This window comes from Caldimonas taiwanensis NBRC 104434 (genome assembly GCF_001592165.1).
Taxonomy (GTDB): Bacteria; Pseudomonadota; Gammaproteobacteria; order Burkholderiales; family Burkholderiaceae_C; genus Caldimonas; species Caldimonas manganoxidans.
In genome coordinates, this window is sequence record NZ_BCWK01000001.1 from 224792 (window position 1) to 239377 (window position 14586).

The 14586-nt window shown below is 68.5% G+C and carries 12 protein-coding genes; 5 read left to right on the forward strand and 7 right to left on the reverse strand.

All coding sequences use genetic code 11. The annotated features are described in order from the left end of the window. Positions 1-10: 10 nt before the first annotated feature. From CTA01S_RS01195 to CTA01S_RS01215, 5 genes are all read right to left on the reverse strand, one after another. Entirely contained in the window at positions 11-1582 is a 1572-nt protein-coding gene (locus CTA01S_RS01195; RefSeq protein ID WP_062191210.1) for a BCCT family transporter, read from the reverse strand. Between the two features lie 149 nt (positions 1583-1731). After that, positions 1732-3099, reverse strand: a complete 1368-nt coding sequence (radA, locus tag CTA01S_RS01200) for a DNA repair protein RadA (protein ID WP_019561639.1) — start codon at positions 3097-3099, stop codon at positions 1732-1734. 22 nt (positions 3100-3121) lie between these two features. Next, positions 3122-3493 (reverse strand): hypothetical protein, encoded by a 372-nt coding sequence (locus tag CTA01S_RS01205; protein WP_062191213.1) that lies wholly within the window; start codon positions 3491-3493, stop codon positions 3122-3124. Between the two features lie 12 nt (positions 3494-3505). After that, positions 3506-3985, reverse strand: a complete 480-nt coding sequence (locus CTA01S_RS01210) for an acyl-CoA thioesterase (protein WP_019561641.1) — start codon at positions 3983-3985, stop codon at positions 3506-3508. Between the two features lie 4 nt (positions 3986-3989). Next, positions 3990-5063, reverse strand: a complete 1074-nt coding sequence (locus tag CTA01S_RS01215) for a calcium/sodium antiporter (protein ID WP_062191216.1) — start codon at positions 5061-5063, stop codon at positions 3990-3992. 137 nt (positions 5064-5200) lie between these two features. On the opposite strand from CTA01S_RS01215, the gene CTA01S_RS01220 reads away from it, so the two are divergent. The 3 genes from CTA01S_RS01220 to CTA01S_RS01230 are packed head-to-tail and all read left to right on the forward strand — an operon-like array spanning position 5201 to position 8230. Further along, positions 5201-7195 (forward strand): helix-turn-helix domain-containing protein, encoded by a 1995-nt coding sequence (locus CTA01S_RS01220; protein ID WP_062191218.1) that lies wholly within the window; start codon positions 5201-5203, stop codon positions 7193-7195. Then, entirely contained in the window at positions 7192-7887 is a 696-nt protein-coding gene (locus CTA01S_RS01225) for an AzlC family ABC transporter permease (protein WP_062191222.1), read from the forward strand. The genes CTA01S_RS01220 and CTA01S_RS01225 overlap by 4 nt, the downstream gene beginning before the upstream one ends. Continuing rightward, entirely contained in the window at positions 7880-8230 is a 351-nt protein-coding gene (locus CTA01S_RS01230; protein WP_084362244.1) for an AzlD domain-containing protein, read from the forward strand. Before CTA01S_RS01225 ends, CTA01S_RS01230 begins: the two co-directional genes overlap by 8 nt. Before the next feature lie 17 nt (positions 8231-8247). On the opposite strand, the gene alr is transcribed toward CTA01S_RS01230, so the two are convergent. Then, the gene (gene alr / locus CTA01S_RS01235; protein ID WP_062191228.1) at positions 8248-9378 is read right to left on the reverse strand and encodes an alanine racemase; all 1131 of its coding nucleotides are present in this window, start codon (positions 9376-9378) and stop codon (positions 8248-8250) included. A gap of 225 nt (positions 9379-9603) precedes the next feature. Between alr and lplT the strand changes: the two genes are divergently transcribed. Then, the gene (gene lplT / locus CTA01S_RS01240) at positions 9604-10884 is read left to right on the forward strand and encodes a lysophospholipid transporter LplT (RefSeq protein WP_019561647.1); all 1281 of its coding nucleotides are present in this window, start codon (positions 9604-9606) and stop codon (positions 10882-10884) included. Between the two features lie 10 nt (positions 10885-10894). Further along, entirely contained in the window at positions 10895-11839 is a 945-nt protein-coding gene (locus tag CTA01S_RS01245) for a DMT family transporter (protein ID WP_062191231.1), read from the forward strand. Here CTA01S_RS01245 and CTA01S_RS01250 read toward each other — a convergent pair. Continuing rightward, the gene (locus CTA01S_RS01250; RefSeq protein WP_062191234.1) at positions 11782-14586 is read right to left on the reverse strand and encodes a hybrid sensor histidine kinase/response regulator; all 2805 of its coding nucleotides are present in this window, start codon (positions 14584-14586) and stop codon (positions 11782-11784) included. The two genes, CTA01S_RS01245 and CTA01S_RS01250, sit on opposite strands and share 58 nt — an antisense overlap.

The window sequence follows — 14586 nt, forward strand, 5'->3', positions numbered from 1 at the left end:
GGGCGTGATCTTAGGGGCTGCGCCCCGGCGGCGGCTGCGTAGTGTCCGCAATCTCGGCCGCTGAGGGCTGGCCGGCCAGCTCCCGCATGCGCTGGCGCAGGGCGCGTTCGCGTCGTTGTTCCGAGCGCCAGTCTTGGCGCACCGCCAGCCACAGCGACACCGCCATGCCCACGATGACCACGGTGAAGGGCAGGGCGAAGACGATGGTGGCCGTCTGCACCGCTTGCACCCCGCCGGACATCAACAGCGTGATGGCGATGCCGGCCACCAGCACGCCCCAGATCAGCTTGACGCGGGCGCTTGGATTGGGCTGGCCCTGGGTGCTCATCATGCCCAGCACCAGCGTGGCCGAGTCGCCCGAAGTGACGAAGAAGATCAGCACCAGCACGGTGGCCGCCAGCGACATCACCATGCCCAACGGCAGCGCGTCGAACATGGCGAACAGGGCGGTGGAGACATCGGCTTTGACCGCCTCGGCCACCGGCACGCCCTGGAAGATCTCCAGGTGCAAGGCTGTGCCGCCGAAGACGGCGAACCAGACGAAGCCGGCCAGCGTGGGCGCCAGCACGGTGCCGATGACGAACTCGCGGATCGTGCGCCCCCGCGAGACCCGCGCGATGAACAGGCCCACGAAGGGGGACCAGCTGACCCACCAGGCCCAGTAAAACACCGTCCAGCTGCTCACCCAGTTGCTGTCGCGAAAGGGCGTGGTGCGCAGGCTCATGCGGACGAACTCGCTGAGATAGGCTCCCAGCGTGGTCGTGAAGGTGTCGATGAGCGCCACGGTGGGCCCCAGCAGGAAGACCATCAGCGCCAGCGCGCCGGCCAACACGAGGTTGGCGCTGGACAGCCATTTGATGCCGCGAGTCACGCCGCTGAGTGCCGAGGCAAGGAAGATCGCCGTCACCCCCAAGATGATGGCCACCTGCACGGCCTGCCCCACCGGCACACCGAAGACGGTGTGCAGTCCGCTGTTGATCTGCAGCGCGCCAATGCCCAGTGAGGCCGCCACGCCGAAGGCCGTGGCCACCACGGCCAGCACGTTGACCACGGGCGACAGCCGCCGCAACGGCTGCCAAGGCAGGGCGTCGGTGGACGCACTCACCAGGGCGGGCGCCCCACGGCGAAACTGGAAGAAAGCGATGCTCAAGCCGACCACCGCATACACCGCCCAGGGGTGCAGGCCCCAATGGAAGAAGGCGTAGCGCATGGCTGCATGGGCGGCCTCGGGGGTGCGCGGCGCGATGCCCGGCGGCGGCGAGGTGTAGTGGGAGATCGGTTCGGCCACGCCCCAGAACACCAGGCCGATGCCCATGCCCGCGGCAAACAGCATCGCAAACCAGGCGCCGATGGAGAACTCGGGCTCGTCATCTTCGGCGCCGAGCTTGAGCTCGCCATAGCGGCTGAAGGCCAGCAGCATGGCCAGCGTCACCAGTCCCAACACCACCCACAAATAAAACCAGCCGAAGTTGTGGGTGATGCGGCTCAGGGCGGTGTCGAAGAATGCGCCCAGCGAGGTCGGCGCCAGCAGGCCCCACAGCACGACGGCCAGGATCAGTCCGGCCGAGACGATGAGTTGCATGGTGTGTCCTCCGCAGAACCGCAAAAAGGGCGCGATCCTAGGCGCTTCGTTACATTGAGACAAATGTATAGCCCGAAAGCCGCACCGCCGTACTGCGAATTGTGTCCCCGGCCAGCAAGGACATCTTCAGCACAAATATAGCTTGAAGGCTAAGTGAGCGTTCGCACCAGTTCGATGGCCTGCTCGACGCGCTCCACCGGGTGGATGGTCAGGCCCTCGATGGGCTTTTTCGGCGCATTGGCCTTGGGCACGATGGCCACCGAAAAGCCGAGTTTGGCCGCTTCCTTGAGCCGTTCCTGCCCGCGCGGCGCGGGGCGCACTTCGCCGGCTAAGCCGACCTCGCCGAAGGTGAGGAAGCCACGCGGCAGCGCCTTGCCACGCAGCGAGCTGTGGATGGCCAGCATCACGGCCAGGTCGGCGGCCGGCTCGCTGATGCGCACCCCGCCCACGGCGTTGACGAAGACGTCTTGGTCGAAGCAGGCGATGCCGGCATGGCGGTGCATCACGGCCAGCAGCATGGCCAGACGGTTTTGCTCCAAGCCCACCGACAGCCGCCGCGGGCTGGGAATGGGGGAGCTGTCCACCAGGGCTTGCACTTCCACCAGCAAGGGGCGGGTGCCTTCGAGCGTGACCAACACACAGGAGCCGGGCACCGGTGCGCCATGGGTGGACAGGAAGATGGCGCTGGGGTTGGCCACGCCCTTGAGCCCGCGCTCGGTCATCGCAAAGACGCCGATCTCGTTGACCGCGCCGAAGCGGTTCTTGATGGCGCGCACCAGGCGGAAGCTGGAATGGGTGTCGCCTTCGAAATAGAGCACCGTGTCGACCATGTGCTCCAGCACGCGCGGGCCAGCCAGCGCCCCTTCCTTGGTGACATGGCCCACCAGCACGATGGCCGTGCCGCTGGCCTTGGCGCTGCGGGTGAGATGGGCGGCACATTCGCGCACCTGGGCCACCGAGCCGGGGGCCGAACTCAGCTGCTCGGAATACAGCGTCTGGATGGAGTCGATGACCGCGATGGCCGGGCGTTCGGCGGCCAGCGTGGCCAGAATCTTTTCGAGCTGGGTTTCGGCTTGCACACGCACCTGCGAGGCATCGAGCCCCAGCCGCCGGGCGCGCAGCGCCACTTGGGCGCCGGATTCTTCCCCGGTGACGTACAGCGTGGGCAGCGAGCGCGACAAGGCATCCAGCGCTTGCAGCAGCAGGGTCGATTTGCCGATGCCCGGGTCGCCGCCGATGAGCACCACCCCCCCTTCGACGATGCCGCCGCCCAGCACGCGGTCGAGTTCTTCCAAGCCGGTGGGGGTGCGCCGCACCTCGTTGGCCTCGATCTGGGCCAAGGGGGTGACCGGGGCGCTTTGCGCCCAGGACTGGAAGCGGTTTCTGGAGGCCGAGGCGGTCTGCGCGAGGGTTTCCTCCAACGTGTTCCAGGCGCCGCAGTGGGGGCATTTGCCCAGCCACTTCGGGCTCGTGCCGCCGCACTCGCAGCAGGTGTAGATCGTCTTGTCCTTGGCCATGGGGGGCGATTGTGGCCCCGTCTCAGCGCAGGAAGAACAGCGCGACCACTGCGCCGGCCAGCAGCGCGCTCACCCACATGAGCACCCGGGTGCGCAGCCGCAGGGTGTCGACGGCGGCCACCAGGCGTTCGTTGTGCTGGGCCAGGGCCTGGATCAGCTCGCTGGAGGCCACGGCCTCGCGGCTGAGTTCGGCCACGCGCTGTTCGAGCTGGGCCAGCCGGGCTTCGGGGGAGATGGGAGTGGCGGCCGCATCTTGCATCGCCGAGGCGGCGGCGGAGTCGTCCTGGCGCACTTTGCTCCACAACTGCTTGGCCCCCCGCACGATGGTCGGTGTGGCTTCGATGACATCCTTCCAGGGGATGATCTTGAAGGCGGTGATCCAGGGAAAAGCCATGGCAAGCTCCGCTCAGGCGTTCTTGATGCCCAGGTAGCGCTGCTCGAGCTCCCGGCGCAGCTGCTTGCGCAGCAAGGCGGCCTGGTGGCGGCGCTGTTCGTCCGGCGTGGTCGGGGTCAAGGGCGGCACCGGCGTGGGCCGGCCTTGGTCATCGACGGCCACCATCGTGAAAAAGCAGCTGTTGGCGTGGCGCACGACCTGGGTGCGAATGTTCTCTGCCACCACCTTGATGCCGACTTCCATCGAGGAGTTCCCGGTGTAGTTCACCGACGCGAGGAAGGTGACCAGCTCGCCCACATGGATGGGCTGGCGAAAGATCACCTGGTCGACCGAGAGGGTGACCACGTAGCGTCCGGCGTAGCGGCTGGCGCAGGCATAGGCCACTTGGTCGAGCAGTTTGAGGATGGTGCCGCCGTGGACATTGCCGGAAAAATTGGCCATGTCCGGCGTCATCAGCACGGTCATCGTGAGTTGGTGGCTGGGCAGGTCCATGCAGTCAGTGCGATCGCGAGGAGGAGGGGCGACGAATCACCATCACCGCCAGGGTGACGATGGTCAGGGGGATCACGAAACTCATCATGACGGTGGAGTAGGCCGCCAAGGCCTCATGGTGTTGGGCTGCCAGAACGAGGTAGGCCGTGTAGGCGCCATAGTAGGCCAGCAGCACACCGCCTTCCCAGCGCGCGATCTGGCGGTCGGTCATGAAAATCGGCAGGCAGGCCAACAAGGTGGCCATCATCACCCACAGGTCGAAGTTGCGCACGGCCTCGGGAATGGGCAGGCCGCCGTCGGCCACGACGCCGGCCAGGCCCAGGCAGCCCAGGATGTTGAAGAGGTTGCTGCCGACCACATTGCCCACGGCGATGTCGCGCTGGCCACGCAAGGAGGCGGTGACCGAGGCGGCCACCTCCGGCAGCGAGGTGCCGGCGGCCACGATGGTCAGGCCGATGACCACATCGCTGACGCCCAAGGCGCTGGCAAAGGCGGTGGCCGCCTGCACGAGCCAGCGCGAGCCCAGCACCAACGCGGCCAGTCCGACCAGCACCAGCAGGATCTGCACGCTCCAATGCCGATCCCACTGGCTGGCCGGTGCGTCGGCCGCGAACTCGCTTTGTTCTTGCGCCGGCGCGCGGCGTGCCTGCACGATCAGAAAGATGGTGTAGCCCAGCATCAGCGCCAGCAGCAGCGCCGCCTCGGGCCTCGAAATGACGCCGTCCAGGGCCATGGCGACCAACACGAGCCCGGCGGCCAACATGAGGGGTACTTCTTGCCGAATGACTTGCACGTGCACGACCAGTGGCGCGATCAAGGCCGACAGGCCCAAGATGAACAGCACATTGAACACGTTGCTGCCCACGACATTGCCCACGGCCACCTCGGTGGCGCCTTGCGCGGCCGCGCCGACGGAGACGGCCATCTCGGGTGCGCTGGTGCCGAAGGCCACCACGGTCAGTCCGACCACCAGCGGGGAAATGCCCCAGGACAGCGACAAGCGCGAGGCCCCGCGCACCAAGGCTTCGGCGCCCGCGACCAAGGCCATCAGGCCGGCGATGAAGGTGACGATGGACATGCTCCTGCCTCCATGAGTTGCCGCCATGGTGCCATGACCGGCGGCCCCCCGGAGGCATCCTTGCAGGCCAGGCCGTTCGATATAATGGACGACACGCGCCGGCTCAGGGGGGCGAGTATTCACTCAGGGAGGGCGACATGGCATCGGTGCAGACGATCGGCCGCGCGCTGCAGCGCTTTCGCCACCAGCGCGGGCTCAGCCTGGCGGGCTTGTCCGAGCGCAGTGGTGTGGCCAAATCGACGCTGTCGCAGCTCGAAAACGGCGAAGGCAACCCCACGATCGAAACCCTGTGGGCGGTCGCCAATGCCTTGGGCGTGCCTTTCGGTGTGCTGATCGACGACGGCGGCGGCGAGCAGCCCGCCTTGGGCGGCCCTGGCGTGCATGTTCGATTGATCGAACGATCGCGCGACGATCCCGAGATCGAGGTCTACACGATCGAACTGTTGCCGGGTTGCCGTAAGGAGTCGGCTCCGCATTTGCACGGCGTGAAAGAACGGGTGACGGTGCTGGCCGGGACGATGTTGGCCGGGCCGGCGGATCGCCCGCGCTTGCTGCGTTCGGGCGAAACCCATGTGTTCGAAGCCGATGTCCCCCATGTGTATGCGGCCCATGAGCATGGTGCGCGGGCCTTGGTCTTGATCGAGTATCCGCCCAAGGCCTATGGCGGCTGTGCCTCCACGCTGTACGTGCCCCAGCCCGCCGATGCGGCGGCGTGGGAGGGCTTGCTCGGGGTGTTGGAGCGGGCCTTGTTGGAGGTGTCCAATGGCTTGGGCATGCGCTTGTTGCGCTTGCGCGGCGAGCCCGAGCCCGGACGGGACGGGCGGCAGCTGTGGGCGCAGGCCCTGGCCGAGCTGCAAGCCGGTCCGTGGCCTTGGCCGGTGCATGCCTTCGTCGAGGAGGATGCGCAAGGGCCGTTCATCGGCCTGGTGCCGATGCTGGCCTGTTCGGCCTTTTCCGGCGAATGGGCGCCGCAGGCCTGGTCGGCCCAGCCCTTGCCCCAGCGATGCCTGCGTTTGGCCCGGTGGGCGCAATCGCCCACGACCCCTTTGGGCGAGGACGATGTGCGTTCGTTGCTGGCGGACCTGGAGTCGCCCTCGTGGGTGCTCAATGGGTTGGCGCTGGAGGTGTCGCTGCAGCGTGGCCAACGGCGCTTGCCGCGCGTCTTGCGGGCCGGCTTGCCCGAGGGGGCGTCGTGCCCCGAGCGAAGCGGGCCGCTGGGCAGCCGCATCGATGTCGAGCAGTACGATGCCTTCGAGTTGCTGCACCCGGCCTATGCGCGTCAGGTGGTGGCCGCCGCGCAGGACATCGCCAGCGCGGCATCGGCGCCACCGTCGGGCTTGGTCATCGACGTGGGCAGCGGCCCCGGGCTGCCCTTGTTGATGTTGCGCGAGTTGCACCCGTCTTTGGAGTTCTTGGCCGTGGAGCCCGATGAGGCGGCCTATGCCTGCTTGCAGCGCCGCACCGGCCAGACGCCGGGCATCGAGACCCATCGGGGCGATTTCCTGGCCTTGGAGTGGCCGGCAGCGCGCACGTCCTTGATCACGTCCTTCGGGGCCTCGCATCACTTGAACACCGCCTTCATGTTGCACAAGGCCGCGGCGTTGTTGCAGCCCGGAGGCTTGTTGGTGGTGGCCGATGAGTTCCTGCCCGAATTCACCAGCGTCGAAGAACGCCATGCGGCCTTGGTGCGGCATCACGGGGCGTATTTGCTGGCCAGCATGGCCTGGGTGGGCGAGCCGTGGCCCCAGGCCCATGGGGAGGACGCGCGGCTGTACCGGGACTTCCGTCGCACGGTGTTGATGGCTTCGATGGCCGCCGCCGAAGGGCGGGGCGCCCAGGCCGTGGGCATGTGCCGTCAGCTCTACGCCCGCCTGTGCGACTCCGAGGTGCGCCGCTGGCCGCAAGACGAGTTGGGCGCCTTCGTGCGGTTTTATTGGCTGGAGCTGCAAGCCATGGTGGCCGGCTTCGACTATGAAGTCGAACGCAAAACCTTTGCGCGGCGCTTTGCCGGTTTGGCGGCTTTGGCCGGTTTGGAATTGGTGCGTCACCGCCGGGTGTTCGCGACCGTGGGGCAAGACGATTGGGGCGGTGGCACGCATGTGTTCACGTTCCGCAAGCCACAGACCGCATGAGATCAGGGGTGTTCAGCGGCTTGGCCGACAGCGTGCCGATCGCGGCCGGCTATGTGCCCGTGGCTTTTTCTTTCGGCTTGGCGGCGGTGCAGATGGGACTGGGCAGCGCTTGGGCGGTGGCCATCTCGGCCTTGGTGTTTGCCGGGGCCAGCCAGTTCGTGCTGCTGTCGTTGTGGGCCGCGGGGGGCACGCCACTGGCGGTGGTGCCCACGGTGTGGCTGCTCAATGCGCGCCACTTGCTCTATGGCCAGGTGGTGGCCGAGCAGCTGGCGCAGGGGCGGTCGGCCCGGGTGTCGTCCACGCTGGCGTTTGGCTTGACGGACGAAGTCTTCGCCTGCGCAGCCACGCGTCTGCCCGGTCTGCCCCCCGAGCGACGGGCCGGCTGGCTGGCCGGTCTTCAGGCCGGGGCCTATGGGGCCTGGATCGCCGGGACCGCGCTGGGGGCCGCCGCAGGGGCTCAGTGGATCGATCGGTTCCCCTTGCTGCGCGAGGCCTTGCAATTCATGTTGCCGGCGCTGTTCCTGTCTTTGCTGTTGCAGATGGGCATGCGGGGGCGGGCCGTGGCGCTGGGGGCGGCCGCAGGGGTGACGCTGCTGGGGCTGGCGCTGGCGCCGGTGGCCGTGGCCCTTCCGGCGGGCATGCTGGCCGGTGCGGGTTTCCAGCTGTTGCACGCAGGCCGCGAGCATGACTGAGGCGGGCTGGACGTTGCTGCTGACGGTGCTGGCCTGCGGGCTGGGCACCTTCGTCCTGCGCGCCTTGCCGTTTTGGTGGCGCTTGCGGCGCCGCGGCGCGTCGGGCTCGCAGTCGATCCGCCGCTGGTCTTCGGCCATGGGCCCGGCGGCCCTGGCGGCTTTGCTGGTGGCCTCGCTCCATCCGCTGGTGTGGCCGGCGGCCGGCCCGACTCGAATCCTGCCGGTGGCCGCCGCCGTCGCCGCGGTGGTGGTCTGGCAGCGTCTGTGCGGGGGGCTGGTCGGTCCCACGCTGTGGGGGACGGCGGTGTATGCCTGGATGGTGTGGGTGGACGGCGGGCCTTGAGTCGGCTGATGCTCGGCTTACGCGGCCTGCGGCCCCAGATCGCGGACCGTCACCGGCACGCGCGCAGCCAGCGCGCACATCAATTCATACGCCACGGTGTGGGCCGCCGCAGCCACTTCGTCGATGGGCAGCAGGCTGCCGTGGGGGCCCTGGCCCCACAAGGTGACTTCCGCGCCGAGGCCGGCGTGGCGACCGGCTTGCTCGACCGGCGTGAGATCCACCGTGAGCATGTCCATGGACACGCGGCCCACCACACGGGTGCGCACCCCATCGACCAGCACCGGTGTGCCGGTGCCGCAGTGGCGCGGGTAGCCGTCGGCATAGCCGCAGGCCACCACACCGATGCGCATGGGCTGCGGCGCGGTGAAGGTGCTGCCGTAGCCGACGCAGTCGCCCGCCTCCAAGGACTGCACGGCGATCAGGCGCGATCGCAGAGTCATGGTGGGCAGCAAGCCCCAGTGGCGAGCGCTATGGGCGGGGAAGTCGGGGGCCGAGCCGTACACCATGATGCCAGGGCGTACCCAGTCGGCGCGCACGTCGGGATGGTCGCCCGCATAGCGCAAGGTGGCCGCGCTGTTGCAGAGTGAGCGCTCCCCGGGCAGGTCGGCCGTGGCGGCTTGGAAGGCCGCCACCTGATGGGCGATGCCGCGTTCGTTGTCGGCATCGGAAAAATGGGTCATCAGCGAGATTTCCTCGACTTGCGTGAGGCCGCTCAAGCGCATCCAGGCCGTGCGGAAGGCGTCGCGCTTGAAGCCCAGCCGATTCATGCCGGAGTTGAATTTGAGAAAGACCCGGTGCGGCCAGGTGGTTTTGTGGGTGGCCAGCCAGTCGATTTGCTGCTCGGTGTGCACCACATGCCACAGGTTCAGGCGCGAGCAGGCTTCGAGGTCGCGGGCTTCGAAGCAGCCTTCGAGCAGCAGGATCGGGCCGCGCCAGCCCAGGTCACGCACGCGTTGGGCCTCGGCAATGTCCAGCAGGGCGAAGCCATCGGCCCCTTGCAGTGCGGCGTAGGCGCGTTCGATGCCATGGCCGTAGGCATTGGCTTTGACCACGGCCCAGACCTTGGCGTCGGGGGCGCACAGGCGGGCGCGTTGCAGGTTGCGTGCGAGGGCGTCGGGGTGGATGATGGCTTCGATGGGACGGGGCATGGCCGCTAGGCTCCGGGGCAATCCCGCCGATTCTGCCAGCCGGGCGGCCGCATCCGATGCGATGTCAGGCCGTCTTGGGCGCAGCATTCACGGGTTTTCCGGTCGGCGCCGGGGGATCGCCGCATGCTATAAACCCGCTCGCTTCCCGCGACGAGGAAGCAAGCGTTGTCTGTCGTTTCAAGGATGTCACCCTGCCCGGAAGCCGGCGCCCAGCGAGCCCAGTGAATGAAAAAAGGCTTCTACACCATCATGTCGGCGCAGTTCTTCAGCTCGCTGGCCGACAACGCATTGTTCGTCGCGGCCGTGGAGCTGTTGCGGCTGTCGGGCGCTGGGGAGTGGCAGCGCGCGGCCTTGGTGCCGATGTTCGCGCTGTTTTATGTGGTGTTGGCGCCGTTCGTGGGGGCGTTTGCCGATTTCTTGCCCAAGGGCAAGGTGATGTTCGTCTCCAACAGCGTCAAGGTGCTGGGCTGCCTGATGATGCTGTTCGGCACCCATCCGCTGATGTCGTATGCGATCGTGGGCTTGGGCGCTGCGGCCTATTCGCCGGCCAAGTACGGCATCCTCACTGAGCTGCTGCCGCCTTCACAGCTGGTCAAGGCCAATGGCTGGATCGAGGGCCTGACGATCGCCTCGATCATTCTGGGGGTGTTGTTGGGCGGGCAGTTGGTCGGCCCGGTGTTGGGACCGTGGCTGTTGTCGGTGGACTTGCTGCCGGGCTGGGACACCGGCATCGAGACCGCGCCGCAGGCGGCGATCGCCTCGATCATCGTGTTGTACGTCTTGGCCGCGGTCTTCAATTGGTTCATCCCACGCACCAGCGCGACGCTGCAGCCGCTGCCGGCCTCGCCGCTGGAGCTGTGGCGAGACTTTCGCACCTGCAATCGCCGGTTGTGGCGCGACCGGCTGGGGCAGATTTCTTTGTCGACCACCACGCTGTTTTGGGGGGTGTCAGGGAATTTGCGCTACATCGTGCTGGCCTGGGCTGCGGCCGCCTTGGGCTATTCGACCACGCAGGCGTCTTCCCTGGTGGGGGTGGTGGCCGTGGGCACGGCGGTGGGGGCGATGGTGGCCTCGGTCTACATGCGCTTGGATCAGGCCACGCGGGTCATTCCCTTGGGCATCGCCATGGGGGTGTTGGTCATCGGCATGAACTTCATCGACAACGTCTGGGTAGCTGCGCCTTTCTTGATCGTGTTGGGCGGGCTGGGCGGCTTCCTGGTGGTGCCGATGAATGCGCTGCTGCAGCATCGGGGCCACAACCTGATGGGTGCGGGGCGCTCGATCGCGGTGCAGAACTTCAATGAGCAGGCCTGCATCTTGGGGCTGGGCGCGTTCTACACCGGGATGACCAAGCTGGGCTTGTCGGCGTTTGGGGCCATCACGGCGTTCGGGTTGGTGGTGGCCGGCACGATGTGGGCGATCGGGCGCTGGCATGCGCACAATCTGCGCCACCATGCCGAGGAGGTGGAGCACTTGCTCGAGATCGCGCGCAGCGATCGTCATTGAGGGCCGCGGCATGGTGTGGCCCACGCTGGCGTTGCTGTTCAATGCGGCCGTTTGGGGCCTGTCGTGGTGGCCTTTGCGGCTTTTGCGCGACATGGGCGTGCATCCGCTGTGGGCCAATGTCGGGCTGTTTTCGATCGGCTGCGCGGTGCTGCTGCTGTGGCGGCCGCAGGCCCTGGGACAAGTGCGGCGCACGCCGGTGCTGTGGGCCATGGCCTTGGCCTCGGGCGGGGTCAATGCGGCCTTCAACTGGGGGGTGAGCATCGGCGAGGTGGTGCGGGTGGTGTTGTTGTTCTACCTGATGCCGGTGTGGACCGCGCTGTTGGCTTGGCTGTGGCTGGGCGAGCGGCTGGGGTCGGGGGGGCTGCTGCGGGTGGGGCTGGCCCTCGGCGGCGCGGCCCTGGTGTTGCAGCCCGAGGGTGGGGCTTGGCCGCTGCCGCGCAGCCTGGCCGACGTGCTGGGGCTGTTGGGCGGCCTGGGTTTTGCCTGCAACAGCGTGCTGGTGCGGCGCTTTGCACCGGTCACGCGCGACGAAGGCCGCGCCTTGGCGATGCTGATGGGCTGTGTGGGTGTGTCTTTGGTCTTGGCCTTGGCGTTGGGGCCGCTGACCGGGATGCACTGGGTGCCGGCGTTGCCGCCGGTGCAGCCGCCGTGGATGGCGCTGCTGGGGCTGACGGCCTTGGCTTTCTTGGCCGGCAATTTGGCCTATCAGCATGGGGCGTCGAGGCTGCCGGCCAATGTCACGGCGGTGGTGATGCTCACCGAAGTGGTGTTTGCGGCGCTGTCGGCGGTGTGGATCGGCGCAGAGCCGCTGTCGGGGCGCACGCTGCTGGGGGGTGGGCTGATCGTGATGGCCGCTTTGCTGGCCACGCTGGCTCCTGCGCGGGTCGGTCGGGGTGCTCAGCCTGCGGCGAAGGCCAACCGGCGCACTTCGGCCAGCAGCTCGGCTTCTTCGTAAGGCTTGGTGAGGAAGACATCCACGCCAGCGTCTTCGGCGCTGCGCACATGCTTGGGGGTGGCGCGCGAGGTGAGCATGACCACCGGCAGGGTCTTCCATAGGCGCGATTCGCGCAGACGGCGGGTCAGCTCCAGGCCGTCGAGATTGGGCATTTCCAGGTCGGTGAGCACGACGTCGGCCTGGCGACGGATCAGCGCATCGAGTGCCTCGAAGCCGTCGCGCGCCGTGGTGACCTCATAGCCCGCATCGCCGAGGAGCTGGGCCAGGGTCTGGCGCACCGACAGGGCATCGTCGACCACCAACACATGCTTGCGTTGGACCTGCATGCGCCGACGCAGGCGCTCGGCGGCCTGGCGGCGCACGGGCGAGGCGTACGCTCGCTCCAGGGCTTCGAGGTCGAGCAGGAACACGAGCCGGCCGTCGGCGCGAAACGCGCCGCCGGCCACGCCGCGCAAACGGCGCAAGTAGCGCCCGATGTCTTGCAGGATGAGTTCGCGCGAGTCGAGGATGCGGTCCACTTCGAGCGCGAGGTCGCGTCCGCCCACGCGCGCCAGCACCACCGCAGGGGTCGCGACGGTGGACTCCGGCGGCGGCAGGCCCAGCCAGGCACCGAGCCGTTGGTAGGGGTACAGGCGCTGCGCATGGCGGAACTGCGTGCCTTGGGGGCCGACGACGACTTGCCCTTGGCCCGGGGCCAGCGCCAAGCTCAGGCCCTCGCTGGGCAGGGCATAGACCTGACCGCTGACTTCGACCATCAGCGCGTGTTGCAGTCCGGTGGTGGCTGGCACCGTGAGCACGAAGCGGCTGCCCGAACCCGGGCGGCTGTCGATGTCGATGCGGCCCTTCATCGCACGCAGGCGGTCGGCCACGATGTCCAGGCCCAGGCCGCGACCGGAAATTTCGCTGACCTCGCTGCGGGTGGAAAAGCCCGGCAGCAGGATGAGCCGGGCCAGCTCGGCCTCGGTGATGGGATCGTCGCGGCGCAACAGCTCCAGCTCCAGTGCGCGGGCATGGATGGCCGCCAGGTCCAGGCCGCGGCCGTCGTCTTGGCATTCGACCGTGACGGTGCGGCTGTCGCGTGCAAAGCGCAGCCACACGGTGCCGCAGGGCGGCTTGCCGGCGGCCAGGCGTTCGGCGCCGGGCTCGATGCCGTGGTCGACCGCATTGCGCAGCAGGTGCAGCAAGGGCTCGGTCAGGCGGTCTAGCACCTCGGTGTCCAGCGGCATGTCTTCGCCCTCGATGCGCAGCTCGACTTCTTTGCCGGTGAGGCGTGCGGTTTGCGCCACGTTGCGCTTCAGCCGCGCGACGATCTGACGCACGGGCACCAGGCGCGCGCTGATCAGCTCGCGGTGCTGCTCGACGAGCTCGTGCCCTTGTTTGCGCAGGGCCTGCACGGCGGCTTGGGCCTGGGCCCGCGCGGCGCGGGTGTGTTCGGCCTCGTCGGCCAGGGCTTCCGTGGTGAAGCGCACGAGCGATTGCAATTCGTTGTAGCGGTCCAGCTCCAGGCTGTCGAAGCCCGCGGCCGGGCTGGGCGCCGCAGGCGATCGCGCATGCACGTGTCGGTCGATGGCCAGCTCGAGGTCGCGCAGGCGGTCTTGCAGCGCGCGTTGGGCCCGATCGATCTGTGCCAGCCGGTCTTCGACCTGACGCACCATTTCCTCGGCGCGCCCTTGGTGCACCAAGGCTTGGGCGGCTCGCCGCACCAGGCGGTCCAGCCGCTCGGCGGGGATGCGCAGCGTGGCGCGCACCGTCTCGTCTGGCGTGGGCACGTGGAGGGCCGGCGCGGCCGGCGGGCCACCGGGGGCCGCAGGGGGAGCCAGCGGGATGGGCTGGGTCGGCTCGGCCAGGGCCTCGGCGCAGCCGTCGTGGAGCGCCTGCACCCAGCGTTCCAACCGCTCCAGGCAGTGTGGCGCGTCCAGAGGCGGGTCTTCTTCGCCACGCAGGGCGTAGACCATCTGGTCCAGGCAGGCGACGGCCTGTTCCAGGTCGCGCGCCACGGCGTGGGGCAAGCGGCCTTCTTGCTGGACGGCATGGTCCAGCACGTCCTCGATGCGGTGCGCCAGCCGCCCGATGCCGCGGATGCCGATGATGTGGCCACTGCCTTTGAGCGTGTGGGCGACGCGCCGGGCTTCGTGCAGGCAGGCCGCATCGGCACGGCCGGCGGTCAAGGCGCGCACGGCCTCGGCCAGCGTGGCCACTTGGCCCGGGGCGTCGTCGAGAAACGCTTCGTACAGCGCGGCGTCCACGTCGGCGGGCACTTCGAGCGACATTGCATCGGCATCGGCGGCGTGCGGCACGGGCGCGGCGAGCGCGTCCACGCCCGCGTCCGCGGGGCGGTGGAGCAGCGCCTCGCGCAGGGCTTGCAGCGAGTCCGGCGGCAGCCCCAGCGGTCCGCTGCGCAGAAAGTCGATCAGCGCCTGGGTGGCTGTCGTGCTGGCCGGCTGATCGAGGTAGTCCTGCACCGGCGGCTGCCACTGCGCCAGCCAGCCCAGGGCGGTTTGACGGTCGAGCCGGTCCAGGGTGGCCAGGGTGCTGATGCCATCGCGCAGCAGCTCCAACACCGCGGCCAGTCCGTCCAGGCCGACGACGCGGCAGGCTTGGTTCAAGCGGTCGAACAGCGTGGCTGCCTCGGCCGCCGCAGCCGCATCGTCCGGGTTGCTGAGCCAGCGCAGCAAGGCGTCGTCGACGTCGGGGGCCGCCAGCGCGAATTCCTCGCGCAGCACCTCGAGCAAGTCGTCGGTCTTCAT